14 protein-coding genes and 1 tRNA gene are annotated in these 18,350 nt (G+C 44.2%); 3 read left to right on the top strand and 12 right to left on the bottom strand.

Annotation, left to right across the window (positions count from 1 at the left end):
• Positions 1-202 precede the first annotated feature (202 nt).
• Positions 203-1,102, top strand: a complete 900-nt coding sequence (locus JHU38_RS11335) for a helix-turn-helix domain-containing protein (protein ID WP_107582974.1) — start codon at positions 203-205, stop codon at positions 1,100-1,102.
• A 162-nt stretch (positions 1,103-1,264) separates the two neighbouring features.
• On the top strand, positions 1,265-2,542 hold the full coding sequence (locus tag JHU38_RS11330; RefSeq protein WP_146157030.1) for a hypothetical protein: 1,278 nt from the start codon (positions 1,265-1,267) through the stop codon (positions 2,540-2,542).
• 515 nt (positions 2,543-3,057) lie between these two features.
• Here JHU38_RS11330 and aroB read toward each other — a convergent pair.
• The 7 genes from aroB to JHU38_RS11295 all read right to left on the bottom strand — a co-directional run bounded on the left by aroB (position 3,058) and on the right by JHU38_RS11295 (position 13,769).
• A complete protein-coding gene (aroB, locus tag JHU38_RS11325; protein ID WP_107582978.1) occupies positions 3,058-4,125 on the bottom strand; it encodes a 3-dehydroquinate synthase in 1,068 nt (355 codons plus the stop codon).
• A gap of 26 nt (positions 4,126-4,151) precedes the next feature.
• Complete coding sequence (locus JHU38_RS11320; RefSeq protein ID WP_199222680.1) at positions 4,152-4,643, bottom strand: pyridoxamine 5'-phosphate oxidase family protein; 492 nt, start codon at positions 4,641-4,643, stop codon at positions 4,152-4,154.
• 80 nt (positions 4,644-4,723) lie between these two features.
• A complete protein-coding gene (gene tamL / locus JHU38_RS11315; RefSeq protein WP_107582982.1) occupies positions 4,724-7,018 on the bottom strand; it encodes a translocation and assembly module lipoprotein TamL in 2,295 nt (764 codons plus the stop codon).
• 7 nt (positions 7,019-7,025) lie between these two features.
• Positions 7,026-11,648, bottom strand: coding sequence for a translocation/assembly module TamB domain-containing protein (locus tag JHU38_RS11310; RefSeq protein WP_107582984.1), 4,623 nt, complete (start codon positions 11,646-11,648; stop codon positions 7,026-7,028).
• 82 nt (positions 11,649-11,730) lie between these two features.
• Positions 11,731-12,399, bottom strand: coding sequence for an RluA family pseudouridine synthase (locus JHU38_RS11305; protein ID WP_107582986.1), 669 nt, complete (start codon positions 12,397-12,399; stop codon positions 11,731-11,733).
• 1 nt (position 12,400) lies between these two features.
• Entirely contained in the window at positions 12,401-13,147 is a 747-nt protein-coding gene (gene fabG, locus JHU38_RS11300; RefSeq protein ID WP_107582988.1) for a 3-oxoacyl-[acyl-carrier-protein] reductase, read from the bottom strand.
• 28 nt (positions 13,148-13,175) lie between these two features.
• Positions 13,176-13,769, bottom strand: a complete 594-nt coding sequence (locus JHU38_RS11295; protein WP_107582990.1) for a TetR/AcrR family transcriptional regulator — start codon at positions 13,767-13,769, stop codon at positions 13,176-13,178.
• A gap of 296 nt (positions 13,770-14,065) precedes the next feature.
• On the opposite strand from JHU38_RS11295, the gene JHU38_RS11290 reads away from it, so the two are divergent.
• Positions 14,066-14,138, top strand: a tRNA-Met gene (locus JHU38_RS11290).
• 644 nt (positions 14,139-14,782) lie between these two features.
• Here JHU38_RS11290 and JHU38_RS11285 read toward each other — a convergent pair.
• The 5 genes from JHU38_RS11285 to JHU38_RS11265 all read right to left on the bottom strand — a co-directional run.
• Positions 14,783-15,475 carry a GDSL-type esterase/lipase family protein gene (locus JHU38_RS11285; RefSeq protein WP_107582992.1) on the bottom strand — a complete coding sequence of 231 codons (693 nt, stop codon included), beginning with the start codon at positions 15,473-15,475 and terminating at the stop codon, positions 14,783-14,785.
• Between the two features lie 2 nt (positions 15,476-15,477).
• Positions 15,478-16,488 (bottom strand): M48 family metallopeptidase, encoded by a 1,011-nt coding sequence (locus JHU38_RS11280; protein WP_107582993.1) that lies wholly within the window; start codon positions 16,486-16,488, stop codon positions 15,478-15,480.
• A gap of 4 nt (positions 16,489-16,492) precedes the next feature.
• Positions 16,493-17,053 carry a LemA family protein gene (locus tag JHU38_RS11275; protein ID WP_107582995.1) on the bottom strand — a complete coding sequence of 187 codons (561 nt, stop codon included), beginning with the start codon at positions 17,051-17,053 and terminating at the stop codon, positions 16,493-16,495.
• A 143-nt stretch (positions 17,054-17,196) separates the two neighbouring features.
• The gene (locus JHU38_RS11270) at positions 17,197-17,637 is read right to left on the bottom strand and encodes a lytic transglycosylase domain-containing protein (RefSeq protein WP_107582997.1); all 441 of its coding nucleotides are present in this window, start codon (positions 17,635-17,637) and stop codon (positions 17,197-17,199) included.
• 290 nt (positions 17,638-17,927) lie between these two features.
• Positions 17,928-18,350, bottom strand: a 423-nt coding sequence (locus JHU38_RS11265) for a hypothetical protein (RefSeq protein WP_207859383.1), incomplete at its 5' end; no start/stop codon positions are given.

Genomic DNA, 18,350 nt, shown 5'->3' with positions numbered 1-18,350 from the left:
AAGGCAATTCCGAAAGGATATCTATGCCATTTAAGTTTTACCGGACAGCAATAATTCTTTTAATATCCAAACAGAGAGATACGGCTGGGAACCATATTGTCTGCAAACACACAAATACGACCTATTTGTACGAAAAATACGATTACAATAACAAAGTTTGTCGCCAAATCATTATCTTTGTGTAATATCTTAATGATTTTATATGAAGAAAAAGCCGGAATCACTCACCTTTGACCGTTTTCAAGAACTGCTTGCCCCTGTACACGAAGGTCGACCGAATGATATCTTTATCAGCAAACCGCTGACCGTGGTAGGCAATGTCTCGCATCTGTTGAGACAAGTGATAGCTTCCCAAAAGCTGATGCAACTGGAAGATTATCGAATAGGAATGATTATGTCGGGGACTGTTCGTGCCAATATCAACCTGATAGAGCATGAACTAAAAGCAAACACGCTCGTCTTTCTGACCCCGGGAACTATTGTGGAACCAATCTTTGTCAGCCCCGATTTCACGCTGAAAGGCATGGCGATGTCGGCCGAAACGCTACACTTGGCTGCCGAAAACCAATTACCCGGTTTCCTGAACGGAGAGCAGATGGATGGACATATTAAGATAACGGAAGAACAAAAAGACTTTGCTGACCATCTTTTTTCGCTGCTTTTAAAGGCACTTCTACAGCAACAAATGTCCACAAAGGTTGTTCACGCGCTGATCATGGCCGTTTTGTATGATTTTGATGACTTGTTTATGAGGCAGCGGTCGGTAAACAACAGCAATAAGACAAGAGACCGAGGAGTATTTGAACAGTTTATTCATCTGGTCAATCTACATAGCAAACAAGAACATCAGTTGGCCTTCTATGCCGACAAACTGTGTCTGACGGAACGCTATTTAGGAACCATCATCAAGAATGTCAGCGGCATTACGGCCAAGAAATGGATAGACCGCTCTATCATTGCGGCCGCCCAAGTCATGCTGAAATACAGCGACTTATCAGTGACAGAGATTTCCATGCAGCTTAATTTTTCCAATCCGAGCTTCTTCAATAAGTTCTTTAAAAGGCACAAGGGATGTACTCCTATGGACTTCCGGCTGCAATAGAAAAACAAAAAATAATGGCTTTTGTGTCATAAACAAATCTGTTTTCTTGGGGTTTTTGGTGCAAAAAACGTACATTTGTCATAAGAAACAGGGCGACTGACACAAAACAAAGTCGGCTTAATCATAAACCTCAAACAAATATTCAATCAATTCTAATAGATCATGAAGCATATAACGATACTGAGTTTATCTATTCTATTCAGCAGTTTGAGCTGTAAAGCCCAGACTACTACCTATCCCCAAACCCCTACAACGTATGAGGAAGTGACGTCGGTTGACCAGATGATCGACGGCGAAGACTACTTGATAACCTATAAAAAAGGCAAGAAATACCACGCGTTTATCGAAAGAAGCAAAAGCGAGACAAATCCGAACCTCATCGGCTACAGCTATTACAACAGCAAGAGTGAGCCTGTAGCACAAGAAAAAGACAAGATGTTTTTAGTTACGGGTGTCAGCAATATCCTAACCTATAAGAAAGACGGTGACCTTTCGGCTTTCATCGACAAGAAACACCATGCTTATCTCGCAAATTCGAGAGCGAATGACGGCTATTTCATCCTGTCACCTATCTATACGGAAGCCTGCAAGGTGAGTTTTAAGAACGGCACAGACTTTCAAATCATGATCGACGGCAAGACTTTAAAGCTGCGGCAGAGTGGCGGAGAGTACAAATTATACAGCATCGACAATAAAAACAAACCGGATAACATAACCATTCTACACATCAACTACGGCGAGAAATACCTCGATAAAATAAACGGTTGGGGCAACAACCTCTATCATACAACAGGCAACCTGCATTTCAACTGTCATTTCGGGGACAACACCGACAATACTTTTATCGCGCCTTTTTATATATATGACTACAAAAGCGTTTTCGGAACACAGGTGACGGCTTATGAACTCACGACCATTAATAATGAGAAACTGACTTTCAAGGAAGTAGAACACGACCTAAAGGCAGACACACCTTACATTCTGACAGGAACTTTTACGAAAAAAGAGCAGGATTGGTATGTCGCGCCGGCTACGCAACTGAATTATGAAGGTACGGATGTAAGCAAGAGGATAGGAGAATATACGTTCCACGGAATTTATCAACAGCAGGTTGACGCGAGTAAAATCGCTAATTCCTACATACTTTATAACAATGCTTTCTATGCAACGGCCAACAAACATAATATCACGGTGGCACCATACCGTTGGTATTTTACGAAAACAAATTCGCAGGGAGCCAAACCACAAAAGATAGCAATCGGATTTGAAAGTCTGAAAGACAATCCCAAACAAGACAGTAATACGACTGCCATTGAGTCTATCCGGCAGCATCGAAAGGCAGACACGCGTATCTATGATTTACAAGGTAGAGAAGTAAAAAAACCGCTCAAAGGCGGCCTTTACATCCAAAGAGGTAAGAAATTTGTTGCCAATCAATAGACTATTAAACCATTAGGTTTGGCCCACCTGATAAATCCCATCGACTGGTAAGCGCCGGATTTCGACTTTCAATACCAAATCCGGCGGCGTCATGCTTTGATGTTTTGTAAATAAAGTGGTAAGAAAAACGAGCTCTAAAAAAGCTTCAGTTAGAGAGAAAAATAAGGTTAAAAGGGTGATTTCAACCCATGCGCGAGGTCATTTTTAGCATATCTTGAGGTGAAAGCATAGCTTTTACACGCTAAAAGCAGCCCTTTTACCTGCTCAAAGCTATGCTTTTAGCGGCTCAAAAGGCTGCTTTTAGGCCGTTATTACGGTATTTCACGTGGTTTGGGATGAGCTCGGCCGTTGCGATTTATGCCAAACAACTGGTTATCAACGACTTGCTATTTTATTGAAAACTATCAAAATACCGGGGTTTTAGCCACAAACTTTTTTCTTAGAGCAAAATACGACAGTGATTTGTATGTTTTTTTCACCGTGAAATTTGCCAGAAAAGGCCATCGGATGAGCCATTAGGTTTCTCTGAAGAAATCGAAAGCGTCTTTGATTTCTGCTTCGGAAAGCGTCTGATTAATCCGCAATTCTCCGATGTCTTTCAGCAAAGTCACATTAATTTCATCACCCCTGTTCTTCTTGTCATGGTGCATCAACTCAATCAGTTCGGCATAATCGTCACATCCAATGAGCAGATGGCCGTAATGCTCACGAATGAATTGCACCGTCTGCCGCATGCGGTTGGCGGGAAATCCACATTTAACGACACTGAGATATAGCTCCGGAATCAGTCCCCAAGCCACGGCATAGCCATGCAACACGGGTTTGCGGCGAAGTGTCCAGCTCTCAAAGGCATGGCCAAAGGTATGCCCCAAGTTAAGCGCTTTGCGAAGCCCTTTCTCGTGCGGGTCTTCTAAAACGATATGTTCTTTGACCGAAACAGAATCGGCCACCATCTGTTGCAACACGCGAATAGCCTCGGGCTGATGAGAAACGGCGGCGTTCAGATTGAAACTGACATGCCGGGCCCACATCGACTCATGATGAATCAGGGCATGTTTCAGCATTTCGGCATAGCCGGAACAGATATTTTCCGCGTCGAGCGTATGGAGAAAGTTCGTGTCAAGAATCACAAAGTCGCTGTCATTGAACACCCCTATCTCGTTTTTAAGGCCATTAAAATTGATTCCTGTCTTGCCCCCAACCGAAGCGTCGACCATCGCGAGCAGGGTGGTTGGAATATTAATGAAATTGATTCCGCGCTTAAAGGTAGAAGCCGCAAAGCCCCCTAAATCCGTAACCATGCCGCCACCCAAGTTAATCAGGCAGGAATGGCGCGTGGCTCCCTGCTCGCCCAGTTGGCGCCATACTGAAGCCAAGGACTCCAAAGACTTATTGCTATCGGAAGACGGAATCGTTATAATCCGGCTGCCAACCAGAGCCGGGCACTCCTTGATGAAAGGCAGACACAATCTTAACGTGGTATCATCCGTTAAAACAAACGTTTTGTCGTGTTCACAAGCCGACAAGGCCTGTGCCAACGCCGCATGAATATCGTTGGAAATAATAATTCGTTGTTGCTTCATGATGTCATTTGAATTTGTGCCGATGCCTAATCGGCGTTGGGAACGCGTTTTCGTTTGCCGGAGAAAGTTGTGAAATCAATCCGAATAATTTCTACACGATGAAAACTGCCACGAGCGTATTTGTCGCCTATCTGCTTGTGTTCGGGCGACAACTTGTCGATGAGCAGGCGCAAGGCGTTCATCTTTTCTTCCTCACTCAGGTTCATCCGGGCATCACCAAAGAGGATGACACTCTCATACTCGGTCGTAAAACGGCTCGGTAAAAGACGCACATCGCCAATGATACACAACGACACCTTGGGATGGACAGCCAATGCCTGCAGTTTGCGACCTGCCGGAGCACAATGAATATATACGCTGCTGTCGCCGTCCCAGACAAAGTTGACAGGTATACCATAGCCACCTTCGTCCGACACCATTGACAAGACACCATATTCTCCATGCGCCAATAATTCTAAAGCTCCGGCCTCTTCCAGCAGCCGGTCTTGACGCCTGACCGTTTCATTTACATATTTCATTTTCATTTTTATACACGGTAAAGTTTTCCTCCTTGACAACCATTGATGATTATACGTTCACACCACAATGACCAACGAACTTAGAAAGGATAGCCAATGGCCAGATGCAGGCTCTGACTGTCCTTAAAACTACGCACATTATAGAATCCATTGCGGTCGGGGACATGCAACCCTACTCCCCAGTCTACACGGATCACGAAGAAATCGAGGTTATAACGCAAACCGACACCTGTGCCCAGCGCCATTTCCTTGAGGAAACTCTTCAACCGGAAATTACCATTGGGCCGGCTATCGTCCTTGTGCATCGTCCATACGTTACCCGCGTCCAGAAACAAAGCGCCATAAAGATTACCGAAAAGGCGTGGCCTGTATTCCAGATTGCACAATAATTTGATATCACCGGTCTGATCAAGATAGGACGTCGTATTCTGATGAGCTTGATAAGAGCCCGGACCGATGCTCCTTACGGTAAAAGCCCGAATGCTGTTGGCGCCACCCACATAAAACTGTTCGTTCCAAGGGGCCGCGCTGGAATTGCCATAGGCCCAGATGGCGCCGCCACTAATATGTCCCACCAGTTGATCGTGGGCGTTCAGTTGCCATGTCTTTCGCAATTCCGTCTCGATCTTAAAAAACTGCGCATAAGGATTCTTAAACATCTGTTTGTTCTTTTCTCCCCAGCGATCTCCAAAAAGCATATAACCCAAAGACAGGATATTGGCCGCTTCACTCACTGTCGTCTGCCACCAAATCGGATTCCGAAACTTTACCGGACTGGTATAAATATAGCTATAACGCATTTTAGGAACCAGATGATCACCCATTGTCACTTGGAGATAAGGACTGGTCTGCATGATTGAATCGAACTTTGCCGTATGGCTCGACATATAATCATATTGCAATACCAAAGGCGTAAACTGATGCATTGACGTTTCTGAAGTCTGGAAAGTATATGACAATTCGCCCGAAACAACATGTCGCTTAAAAAAACTTGCTCTATTGATGACGTCGGAAGAGGCCTTGATGAGCGTGGTCGGAGTGGTATTAAAACGATGGTGCCGCAAAATGGGTAGGAACAAACGTGGCAGCTCCAAAGAAATGTCACCACCATATTCATACGAATTGATTTTATCTCCCGAACCACTGAGATTGTTTCCGGTCTGCCATTCATACGATCCTCTGAGATTGATGTCGAGTTTTTCACCACCATGAAAGGCATTGCGCTTGGTCAGACCAATCACAAGACCGGGCCCCATACGACCGCTTGTACGTCCCGTATAGTTTGTTTCGACATAGAAATCGTAAGGCCGGTCGAAGATACAATTAAGCCGAAGATCCAGCGTATCGCAAGTAGCGCTGCTGTCACGCGGCGTAAACTGAAAATCAACTGAACTGAAAATACCGCCACTTACTATCTTATTGGAAGATTCGAGATACTGGTCATAACTATAAAGCCGGCCCGGTCGCAACTTCAAATCGCGCAGAATGACACGCGGACGAATAGGCGACTTGCGACCATTGAAGTGGACCGTGAGCCGACGGCGACGAATCGTGTCATTCAAAGTCTCCATAAACTGCTTACGCAACTCCAAGTCGACATTACCTATATACCATTTGTGTCGAGCCTTTTCAGGTAGATCATCAAGCATTCTCATTCTTAAATCTACCTTTCCTCCACGAGAAAGGGTATCTGCCAAGTAAGAAGTATAACCCGGCTGATAATAAAAATAGCCATAATTACGGAATAAAGCGCTGATACGGGTTCGCTCAGCGTCGAGTGCCGCCACTTCAAAAGGATCACCGGCTTTCACTTTCGCTTCGCCCATCGTGGCATGAATCAAGCTATCGGCTTCGTGGGGAAAGCCCTCATAGGTAAGCGTATCGATTGTAAACAGGGGTCCCATACTCACCGCGTAACCCAATTTAGCCTTCTTGGGATTCTTTGCCTGATCGACATGAAAACTGACATCGCCTAAGAAGTAGCCATGGTTGCGAAGCACTGACCGTGCGACACTGGCCCGTAACGCGGGATTGACCCAGCTAATCAGCACCGGCGGCTTGCCAAAGTTCTTCGTTATCCATCTCGACAAGTCGTCGTCTCCATCATGAAACGCGTTCCAGATCCATAGGCGATAAGGAAAAGGAATACGATGATACGAACTTCCTAAAAAGGCACCGTTGGGCTGGCAGGCCAACGCCGCCTCTACTTCCTCGCGAGTGGTGGTAAAATGGCGTGTCTTCTCATAATTCGCGTAGTCAATCTTCGATATTCCTGTGTATAACCGGTCACCTTCCGAAACACCGGAGGTAGATGAGCAGGAAGCCATGATACCACTTACTCCGAGCAACAGCCCAATATAGCGCTTACGTATCATTTCTTTTTTATTTTTTCGGTTGTTGTTGTTTGACAGAATCCGATGGTGCCGGCAACATGATCAGATTGCTCTCTTTAAAACGGAACAAATCTTTCAGATGTCGCAACTTACGCCGCCATACGAAACCGGCACCATATTGTCCGGCGTCTCCTTCAAGCCAATCATAATTAGCTCGATCATAGAAAAGCTTGAGATACTGGGTAGAAGCTTCATTCAATCTGTATTCGAAAGAGATATTGTCAAAGAACGACTTGTTTTGATTAGCAACATCGGGACCGGTAGACAGCTCTCCTCCGACAATGATTCGAAGACGATTGTTCCAAAAACGCTTTGAGAATTTGAAAGAATAATCCGTATGCGTATTTCCACCGGCGTCCGTAGAATTATCCATACCAAAAGTCAGGTCTAAAGTGCGCAGCGCATTGCCGGCAATACTATTAATCTGGCTCTGCAAAAAGGCACTCAAGGCAGAGTTCATAGAGAAGCCATTGGTGTTGCCATCAGCCAAATACATGCCCGTAGTCAGCATTGTTACGGCTATCTTGCCACGCTCTTCCTTGCTCATCGTATTGAGTTGATTGCTGATACTCATGTCTTCGGGAGCGTCGATAATAAACTCAAGCCCCATATTCTTCAGCGTTTTGGTGATCACAACTCCCGTTTCGAAGTTGACTGTACGCCCCGCGCTGCCCGCAGTAGCAACCGTAGCCTTGTTCTGTTCTACAGCTTTGATATTCAGGCGTGGATTCATCGCGTCACCCATAAACTCTATATAGCTTCCATCTTGTATCGTAAATGTTTTCAAAGGAATCACAGGCAGTGAATATTTCATTTCTCCATTGCTCAATGTATAACGCCCGGTAAGTCTCAAAGCATCAACCGTATTATACTGCATGCGAAGTTCGCCACCGCCAATCAGGTCTACATAGTTCGACTTATCCGCGTTCAAGGCGCAAAGCACATGCGCACTTTCATTGATACTCATGGCCAGATCCATGCTGAAACCTGACAATGGAGGGCGACGAACTTCCTGTTTGGTCGAATCAGAGAAGTCGGTGAACTTCACAAGTTCATCTAATTGATTATCCGTTGTGAGCGGACTATCCCGAAGAATATAGGTCATATCAGTAGATCCGAGCACATCCAGCTTGCCCCGCATCTGCAAATTGTCGACCCTGCCATTCATTCTCGCAAAGAAATTGACAAATGCTTTACCGAAAGCCTCCGAGCGTAGATTCTCTTTCGCATTGATAAGTTCGAAGTTTTGTGCACGCATTCTGACATCCATGTTCATGTTGTTCAAATCTGAAAAATCAAGATAACCCGACATATTCAACGGGCTGTCATTGTAGGCGTACATCTCGAAATTCTCAAATAACAAATGGCTGTTATGAACCGCTACAGGATCGTTATCAAACCGCAACGTAACACCATAGGGAACACTGACCAGATAGGCCGAATCCAGATAGGCTTCGCCATTGATTATTGGCTTGGAAAGCGAGCCTTCCACAGTTAAAGTGCCTTCCGCATATCCTTGGAAACCAAGCAACTGATTAGGTATGAATCCATTGATAAAACTCAATGGCAATCGCTCCATTGACAACCGCGCGTCAAGTTTGCCCACCCCTTCCGACCAATACGTACCTTTCAGGGTAGCAACCTCATTGCCATTTTGCGAAAGAATACCTTCCAGATAATGCGAACCGTCGGATTTGGGCATATAAACAAACTCCGTTCCGAGATTACCCATAAAATTATTCTCGTAGAACAGATTATCAATCGTCATGTCGGAAGACACCGATAACTGAGATTGTGTTTGTATAAGATGGTAGTCTCCGTTCAATACACCCTTTATATTAGGTGTATAAGGCAAAACTGAAAGTACGTCGGAAAGATTGAATTTGTTCAGACTGACGGTCACGTCCTGCAATGCTTCCAGATTATTATCATCCGTATACACATGCACGCCCGTTCCATCGGCAGCCTCAAGTTCCAGTGTGGCAGACAACCGACGGTCGTCACCCAAGAATACATAGTTTCCCGTGTTCACGGTAAATTTCTTATAACCCAATATCGGATTATCTTCCATGATATGGATTCTCAAACCTTTAGGTTCCATGACGGCCGAAAGTCCCAAATCCAAACCCAGTTTATTCTTGGCGTCGTACAGTTTTGCCTTCAGATAAGATCCATGCTCATGAAGCGCTCCGTCGGCTTCGGCTCGGAAAGTGTACTGCGGATTTCGTTTATTATTGACAACCTGTGCCCGATAAGTAAACGCGTCATGATCCGACATGATATTAAAACGTACCGTATCAAGCCGGATACTATCCAGGATCAGTGAGTCTATCTGAAGACTGCCGTTCAATCCCAGGATAGGCGAAGTATTCATATTTACATCGGCCTTGGCAAACTGATAGCCATAACGAGCTAACAAATGGCAGAAAAAGTTATTTTTCCCACTTTGTAAATAAAGCGAGGCCAAAGGCAGATTTTTACGCAAAGCCAACTGATCAATCGTCCTGTTTTTAAGCAAATATTCTATTTCGTCGGCAAACTTCTGACTCCGGGCCAATAATTTACGATAGCCTCCGTGTCCGTCCAGACGCATTCTGAAATCGCCACAATTCACGACGGCGTGCGTCGTATCGGAACGCGTGAGGATATTGAGTGTAAAATTCTCGGGGCGATAGATATGATTATTGTCATTGATTATCAGCTCATTGATAGCCCCCCGAACGCTATAATAGTCTTTTAAATCCGTTTCCAACTCCAGCATTGTATGTGCCGAAGCAGAGAAAGGCTTCTCCGTCAGGCGTAATCCATAAAAATCCAGATGAGCGAAAGTGCCCTGCACGGTAGCTTTTACACGCCGTTTATCCATCAAGGCCGTCAGATTTATATTTCCTCCTACCAAAGGATTGCTACTCTGAAGCGTCGCATGGGCCCGACCATTGCGTAGCTTCACGTCTCCTTTCACGCCATCCAGACGATATCCTCCATAGCTAAAACGCGTGATTCCGACTTTGGCATTTAAACGTGTTGTCGGCAAAAGGAAGTCTGTACCTACCCCATTGGCGTCAACAAAACCTGTAAAAGGCCGCAGTCCCATCTTGGGTAGAAAACGCTGCAATGGTAACTGATGGGCCGTCAGGCGGGCGTTGTATGCCATACGGCGCGTATCCAATGTCAGCGTTCCATTCAGGCTTCCGCTTCCCTGACGGGCCATGAAGCGGGCCGCATAAGTTGCTTTATCGAACCGGATGTGTCCGTCGACCGAAATATCATGTGGAATCTTCACCTGACCTGCCTGCCCGCCATTCATGAACGCGGACAGAAACGCCAAGTTATACGTTTGCGCACGTAAATCCAAGTAGCCCTGTAAGATCTTAGGCTGATTCAAATGTGACACGGTTCCATCAAGCCTGACACGGAAAGCAGTGGGCAACTTTAGCAATAAGCCCACCAATCTGACACGCTCCGGATTCCCTCGTACCACGCCGTCGAGCCGCAAAGGATAGTTAGGCCATTGTGCCTTGACCTGTGCCGGCACATCGGTCAAGAAGCGCATTATATCCTGTTTACCTAAACTGCCGTGTAGAGAGACTTTTAATTGACCGGGACGAAGGTTATCGAACGCGTTCAAATCCAAGTCAATAGCGGCATCCAGACGCGATGCCGGCGTTTGTAAAGAAAACGCGGGCAACTGTAATTTGACAGAGTCCAGACAGACCGGGCCGGTCAGAGAACTGACAACCAAACCACTTTTCTCTGACAATGAACAACAACGGATTCGCATCGTCAGCTTCGGACTTGCGTATTCAAAGGAATCAACACCTAAACGAATGTTCGAAACAGCCAAATGGTTATAATCAAAGCCATTCTTCGCGCTCTCAAAAGGATTGTCATACTTGAGTCTACCTTCCTCCCAATCGAAAGAAGCTACACGATAGCTGTTCTTGTAAAGATCAAAGAAGCCTTGCCGGGCAATCGCTTTTCCCGCATATACCCGCACTCGCAGAGAGTCGCCGGGCATGCGTATCATCACGTTTGCGCGATCAATCTTCAGCTGCCCCACGGCTATTTTCCAAAAGTTATCCTGATGGGTCGTATCCTCTTTAACCGTATCGCTCAACGCCACATCGATTCCGGCATCGCTCAACCGAATATCATCCACCTTTACCAACTGCTTTCCAATATCTATATCGCGGGCTTTCAGTTTCAGCTGTCCGACACGACCCTTCACACATGCGGCATGGATAAAAGTCGTCGTATTAAAATGTAACTTTTGAAAATCAAGTTGATTGATGACCACGCGCTTATTGAGCAACGGCAATAACTCGATAGAAACCACCGTCTTATGTATATCGGCCACTGTATCTTTCAGCTGTGGCAAAGAATCGTTCTGCCGGATCACCCGAACATCTTCAACCCCAAGGTCGAAAGGAAACTCTAAGTTCACACGCGCCACGCTGATATCCATCCCCGTTTTTGCGGAGGCATAATAAGCGACTTGCTTTACTGCCCAATTTTGAAACGGTGGAAAGTAAAACAATAAACAGCAAAGGGAAAAAAGTAAAATAGGAAAAATAACCGCAAATCCTATCCACTTTACTATTTTATTATTCATCGAGAATCATGCTTATACGTGCAAAGTAAGCAAATAAATTCGACAAAATGGAATGATTGAATAAAGTTTTTGACGATAAAGGTTATTTTACAAAACTTTGCCACAGACGATCCGACGGAAGTGGAGCGTCTAAAAAAATCGTTTCTTTTGAAACGGGATGCACAAACTCTACATGATATGAAAGCAGACTAATGCTTCCATCAGGATTGCTTCGCTTGGCTCCATACTTCAGGTCGCCCTTAATCGGGCAGCCCATGTGGGCTAATTGGCACCGTATCTGGTGATGACGGCCCGTCAACAGTTTGACTTCAAGCAACGTATAACGATCGGTACGGCCTATTTCCTTATATTCCAAGACTGATTTCTTTGAATTAGGAACCTCACGATCATAAGCATAACTTTTATTCTGCTTCTCGTTGCGTACCAGCCAATGGGTCAACGTGCCTTCCATATTTGCCGGTTTATTCTGTGTCAGTGCCCAATAGGTCTTATGAACCTCGCCCTTGCGAAACATTTCATTGAGACGTGTCAGGGCTTTCGATGTCTTGGCAAAGACGACAAGGCCCGCCACGGGACGGTCAAGGCGATGTACCACACCCAGAAAAACATTGCCGGGCTTATGGTACTTCTCCTTAATATAATTCTTGACAAGCTCAGAAAGCGGTGTATCGCCGGTCTTATCACCTTGCACGATCTCACCGCTTTCCTTATTGACGATAATAATATGGTTATCTTCGAATACGATTTGCATCTTACATATTCATACCACCGTCAACTTGGATCACCTGACCCGAAACATAACTTGACAAATCGGAAGCCAGATAAACCGCTGTATTGGCAATATCTTCTACCGTTCCACCACGACGCAATGGTATCTTGTTGGTCCACTCCTTACGGATTTCATCCGGCAATGCCTGTGTCATAGCCGTGTCGATAAAGCCGGGAGCTATCGCGTTCGCACGAACACCCTTCGGTCCCATTTCCTGAGCAACGCTCTTGGCAAGGGCTATCATTCCGGCCTTAGAAGCCGCATAGTTGGCCTGACCCGCATTTCCATGCACACCAACGACAGAAGCCATATTGATAATAGAGCCACCACGCTGACGCATCATAAGAGGAACACAGGCGTGAATGAAATTAAAAGCACTCTTCAAGTTCACGGCAATCACCGCGTCCCACTGCTGTTCGGTCATACGAAGCATTAATCCGTCCTTGGTAATACCGGCATTATTCACCAGAATATCAATCGAACCAAATTCTTCTTTTACCATTTTAACTACTTCCGCTGTCTGCGCAAAATCGGCCGCATTGCTGGCATAGCCCTTCGCCTTTACGCCTTTGGCTGCTATTTCGTCTTCTGTAGCCTTACCGTTTTCATCGATAACGAGATCCGTAAAAGCCACATTGGCACCTTCTTCAGCAAATTTCAATGCAATGGCTTTGCCGATTCCACGTGCAGCTCCTGTAACAAGAGCTGTTTTACCTTCTAACAATTTCATTTTCTTATTTTATTAGTGAATAATCTTTTTACTTAGCGCTCATCTTTCCCAAAGCACCATATACGACTTTGGCAACAAGCGGTTTGCTGGTTTCTTCGGTCATACCATGGCCCAACCGACCATAGATGAAAGGCACCTCAAGGCCTTTGATACAATAATGAGTAATGTCGGCCACCAGCTCCACATTATCTATATCAAACTCTCCGTCAGCTTTTCCATCAGCATATACCTTCCGGAACAGTTCGATTTCGTCTTCATCAAAATTCTTTCTCACCTTTTCCACCATCCAGATGTTCCGGAAAAACTCGGCACGCAGGTTGCCATTCCGCACCACCGTTTCCTTAATCAGACTCAAATGGGTATAAATCAACTCAATAATCTTTTCCTGTGGTGGAATGTTTTTTGAAGCTACCTCGTCCAATTTGTCCGACAACCGCTCCAACTCAGATTCTATCACAGCGTAATAGACATCTTCTTTCCGATTAAAATAGGTATATAATGTGCGTCTCCCCTTACCCGAAGCAACTGCAATATCATTCATAGTCGTATTCGCAACGCCTTTCTTCGCAAACAACTGACGTGCCACTTCAACTAACTTCTGTCTGGTTTTCGATATTGACATACAACTTTTCCTCCGCAGTAAGAATTGCACAATAGAATTTTATTTGTGCAAAAGTAGACGTTTTGTTTTACATGACCAAATTATTATAGATAAAATACAGGAAAAAAATATGAAAGAATGCTTGTAACTTGGGGCATTAAACGCAGCTACAGGGCCTACATTATAAAATATTTAGGACAATATTGGACATAAAAGCAAAAAAAACGCCAATTATTTTGGTAATATAATAAAAAAGTGTACCTTTGCACTCGCAAACAAGAAGCAGTGCTTTACTGACTTGTTTGAATGGTTAATATCGCGGAGTGGAGCAGTTGGTAGCTCGCCAGGCTCATAACCTGGAGGTCGCATGTTCGAGTCCTGCCTCCGCAACTTATATCGGCGTAACGAGTTGAAGTCAACAAGTTGCGCCGATTTTTTATTGTAAACGCATCACTATTACTTAATAAATCACACGCTAAAGCGAAGGGACAGTCAAGCGAAGGAGCAATGTCCCACTCTTCAAACTCATCTGTGGGAACACTCGGTTCTAACTTTTTTTGTAAAGAAAGTAGTAAGAAAAACGACCTCTAAAAATGCTCCAATTAGATAGAAAAATAGGGATAAAAAGCAGTTTTCTACCCCTACGCCATGTCATTTTTAGCTCATTGGGATGTAAAAGGGCTGCTTTCACACGCTAAAAGCTATGCTTTTACCTCCTCATTGCTATGCTTTTAGCTCCTCATAGTTATGCTTTTAGCGGCTCAAAAGCATGCTTTTAGGCGATTATTTGCGGTATTTCAGACTATTTTTGATAAGCAAAAACACTGTAATTTTAAATAAATCACTGATAATCAACGCTTTAATCATTTAGGAACAAACGCTCAAAATACTGCGGTTTTAGTCACGAACTTTTTTCTCGGAGCAAATTTTGAAGGTGATTTGTATGATTTTTTCATAGGGAATTTGCTTCAAATGATAAGGCTATATCCATAGTTTCCGGTGAGCCATGATTCTGAATACAAAAAGAGCTTGCCTTATTTGGCAAGCTCTCTTAGATATTTTTTCAGATGAAACGCCCAAATTTTATACCCCAAAGGCGATAGATGGAGTCCGTCGGAGGTGAGTTCCGGACGCATTTCATTGGTTCCGTGACGATTGAAATAGCGGAAAAGATTGATGTACGTGATATGGTTGGCCTCACAATAACGACGAATCATGCGGGTAAGTTTGGCCACTTCATCGGTTTTTCCTTCCAGTGTCTTCCACCTTCCAAAGCTCTCGTTGATGGGCAAAAGGCTCTGTACATAAAGCTTTGTTTGAGGTGACTCGGCCCGAATCTTATCGATCACTTTCTGACAAAGCTCAAAAACCTGAGCGGCTGATAGGTCATGGCTGAGGTCATTAATGCCAACCATCAGAAAGATAGCTTTGGGTTTGCCCGGTAAAATCTGGACAAGACGGTGATAAATGCCCATGGCATCGTCGCCGGCAATGCCACGATTACGGATACGACGGGCAGCAAGAAGCTTATTCCAGTCGCCCGCAAACTCGGTAAGACTATTACCCAACATAACAATATCCGTACTATCAACGGGGCGCATGGTCTCGAACTCAGCCACACGGTCATTATAATGTTCAAAAGATTGGTAGCTAACCTTCGGCGTCTGTGCCTGATTGGGGAGCGCGCTCATCAACGATAACAACAAAAATAAAACGAAAGGCTTCATTGCTAAAACTGCTCTAATAGTTTGATTCGCTTTTCCGTGTCGGGATGAGTGCTGAATAAAGAGTTCATGAAAGCCATCAGTCCTTGCTCCATCTCGTCGGGTTGAATAATAAATAACTGGGCTACATCGGCACGACTCACATGATCTAAGCCCGGATTGCCTGAAATCTTACGCAACGCAGAGGCCAGTGCCAAGGGGTTGCCACAGAGTTCCGCGCCACCCGCGTCGGCCATATACTCACGCTTGCGCGAGATGGCAAAACGCGTGAGCAAGGTAAACAGATAGGCTATGGCACAACAGATAAGCCCAATCAGCATAACAGCTATTACGCCAAGACCATTTCCCTTGTTGTCACTATCTGAATTTCGGCGACTGCCACCGCCATACCACATCATCTGATACATGATTCTGACAACCAAAGACATGACCGTAGACACAATGCCGACAAAGATAATACTTGTAATAAGCAGGCGAGTGTCTTGATTACGAATATGTGTCAACTCGTGACCAATGACTCCGGCCAGCTCGTCATCATCAAGAATATCCAATAAACCGGTTGTAACGGTGACGGCATACGTTTTCTTATTGATTCCAATTGCGAAAGCATTAAGCTGAGGATCCTTCACGACATTCACCTTCGGCATATCCATGCCACAACTCATACATAGGTTTTCTACGATGTTATATACACGTGGATTGTCTCGCCGCACCAATGGAACGGCCTGTGTGGCGTGATTAATCATTGCCGCATTGGAAAAATAAGCAATGATAAACCACAATCCTACGCCTAAAATTACCCAGGGTATGGTCGTAATAAAATAATAATTGACTGTTGCGACATCCAATTGATGGACCACTTCGCCATCCGCGTCGAGATAACCGCCGCCAAAGTAGTTCAATAAAGCTAAAAACACCCAAACCATTCCCAAGATAATGGCCGGAAATAGTAATAACAACATGATGGTCTTCATGTTGTTATTACGGATTTGGGTATACATCCCTACATACTTCATACCGTTAGAACTTAACCTCAGGAGCCTTATCTAACGTTGCACGATCTTCTTGCGGAATTTCAAACATCAGCTCCTTATGGAAACCAAAAGCATTGGCGATAAGATTAGAGGGGAACGACTGTACGGCAGTATTCAACTCGCGCGTAGTAGAATTAAAGAAACGACGTGTTGCGGCCAACTTATTCTCGATGTCAGCGATTTCAGTTTGCAACTGAAGAAAGTTCTGATTAGCTTTCAACTCCGGATAAGCCTCTAAAGAAACTTTCAATCCGGCAAGCGCACTTGTCAAAGCATTATCAGCCATAACTTTGTCGTTGATGGACACTGCGCCCATTGCAGCAGCACGCGCAGCCGTTACTTTCTCTAATACTTCACGCTCATGGGTGGCATATCCCTTAACCGTAGCAACCAACTGTGGAACTAAATCATAACGTTGTTTCAACTGAACATCGATATTGGCAAAAGCATTCTCCCGATTGTTGCGAAGACTTACCAAACGATTGTAAAGACCAACAAGCCAAAGGGCTATCAAAACTAAAACAACAAGTACAATAATTAATGTCATAGGATTACAAAATTAATATTAATTAGATATACAAAGATAACTCAAAAGTTGGCACAAAAGCTGTTTTTAAGATTAATTATAAAGAATCGGCTGCAAACTCTAATTCGAGTTTGCAGCCGAAAACACGTTATTTCAAAGGCTTTTTATTTCATAGCCCGTAAAACTTTCTCCAAGTAACGCTGGGTCTTTTTACTACTTGAATGTACTCCCCCATTCCAAGAACGAATCGCTTTCTCTATGCTATTTAGAGGATTGTACTTTGATTGAATCAGAAGAAACATTTCCTTAGACTTCGCAACACTAAAACGATCTCTCAAATAATATTTCTTCTTAATCTTACGCGACTTCAATATATCATTACATTCTGCAACTAATATTGGAGTTATCTGCATGGCTCCTACCGAATTTCCACTAACGGCCTTCGGATTACCATTACTTTCTACTTGAATAATTGCGGCCATCACTGGCTCCCAATCTACTTTTCTACTCAAATTTGAACTTGAACTATGGGCAGCAACTGCCGGGATAAGTTCAAAAACTAAAAATGAAACAACTAAAAATACAATTTTAACTATTCTCTTCATCAGTAATTGATTTGTGGAACCTGATTATCAAAAAAACAACATCCGTATAATCGCGATTGCAGAATATGAGAAAAAGTTATCTGCATATCTCAGCTCCGTTAATATCAACAAGACATAATTACTAACACAAGCATTATGTCTCTAATTATCCGCTGCAAAGTTACAAAAAAAATACGATATTGGCAAAGATATACACCGGCATTTACAGTTTTTTGAGAGAAAAGACATATAGACAAAACATTGAATATCAATACATTCTATACAGATACACGATAAAGTTTCCTCCGCGCTCACAAATGAATAACTATACAGAACCTTCTGTATAAAGATACTATTCTCTTTTTTGACATAAAGACATAAGAACATAGATGAAAAAACTCGCCAAATGGTTCTTGCCCCATGGCGGAAACACAGTTTTTCGCATTTTTGTTGTTTCTCCCATGGCGGAAATGCTGTTTTTCGCATTTTTGTTGTTTCTCCCATGGCCGAAACACTGTTTTTTGCATTTTTGCTGTTTCCGCCATGGCCGAAACACTGTTTTTCGCATTTTTGTTGTTTCTCCCATGGCCGAAACACTGTTTTTCGCATTTTTGTTGTTTCCCCCATGGCGGAAATGCAGATTTCGGCGATTTCCGGTTTTCCACCACAGAGGGAAAACAAAAAAGGAGAGTCCCGATTACGTCCGTAACCAAGACTCTCCAATCAAAGAAGGC

The sequence above is a fragment of the Prevotella illustrans genome (genome assembly GCF_017426725.1).
Lineage (GTDB): Bacteria > Bacteroidota > Bacteroidia > Bacteroidales > Bacteroidaceae > Prevotella > Prevotella illustrans.
Note: the sequence above shows the minus strand (reverse complement) of the source record. Positions and strands in the feature narration are given on the sequence as shown.

Excerpts from the sequence above, each read along its gene's own strand:
- fabG (WP_107582988.1), bottom strand. The coding sequence starts at position 13,147 with ATGAAATTGTTAGAAGGTAAAACAGCTCTTGTTACAGGAGCTGCACGT.
- JHU38_RS11295 (WP_107582990.1), bottom strand. The coding sequence starts at position 13,769 with ATGTCAATATCGAAAACCAGACAGAAGTTAGTTGAAGTGGCACGTCAG.
- tamL (WP_107582982.1), bottom strand. The coding sequence starts at position 7,018 with ATGATACGTAAGCGCTATATTGGGCTGTTGCTCGGAGTAAGTGGTATC.
- JHU38_RS11320 (WP_199222680.1), bottom strand. The coding sequence starts at position 4,643 with ATGAAATATGTAAATGAAACGGTCAGGCGTCAAGACCGGCTGCTGGAA.
- aroB (WP_107582978.1), bottom strand. The coding sequence starts at position 4,125 with ATGAAGCAACAACGAATTATTATTTCCAACGATATTCATGCGGCGTTG.
- JHU38_RS11285 (WP_107582992.1), bottom strand. The coding sequence starts at position 15,475 with ATGAAGCCTTTCGTTTTATTTTTGTTGTTATCGTTGATGAGCGCGCTC.
- JHU38_RS11330 (WP_146157030.1), top strand. The coding sequence starts at position 1,265 with ATGAAGCATATAACGATACTGAGTTTATCTATTCTATTCAGCAGTTTG.
- JHU38_RS11270 (WP_107582997.1), bottom strand. The coding sequence starts at position 17,637 with ATGAAGAGAATAGTTAAAATTGTATTTTTAGTTGTTTCATTTTTAGTT.
- JHU38_RS11275 (WP_107582995.1), bottom strand. The coding sequence starts at position 17,053 with ATGACATTAATTATTGTACTTGTTGTTTTAGTTTTGATAGCCCTTTGG.
- JHU38_RS11335 (WP_107582974.1), top strand. The coding sequence starts at position 203 with ATGAAGAAAAAGCCGGAATCACTCACCTTTGACCGTTTTCAAGAACTG.
- JHU38_RS11310 (WP_107582984.1), bottom strand. The coding sequence starts at position 11,648 with ATGAATAATAAAATAGTAAAGTGGATAGGATTTGCGGTTATTTTTCCT.
- JHU38_RS11280 (WP_107582993.1), bottom strand. The coding sequence starts at position 16,488 with ATGAAGTATGTAGGGATGTATACCCAAATCCGTAATAACAACATGAAG.
- JHU38_RS11305 (WP_107582986.1), bottom strand. The coding sequence starts at position 12,399 with ATGCAAATCGTATTCGAAGATAACCATATTATTATCGTCAATAAGGAA.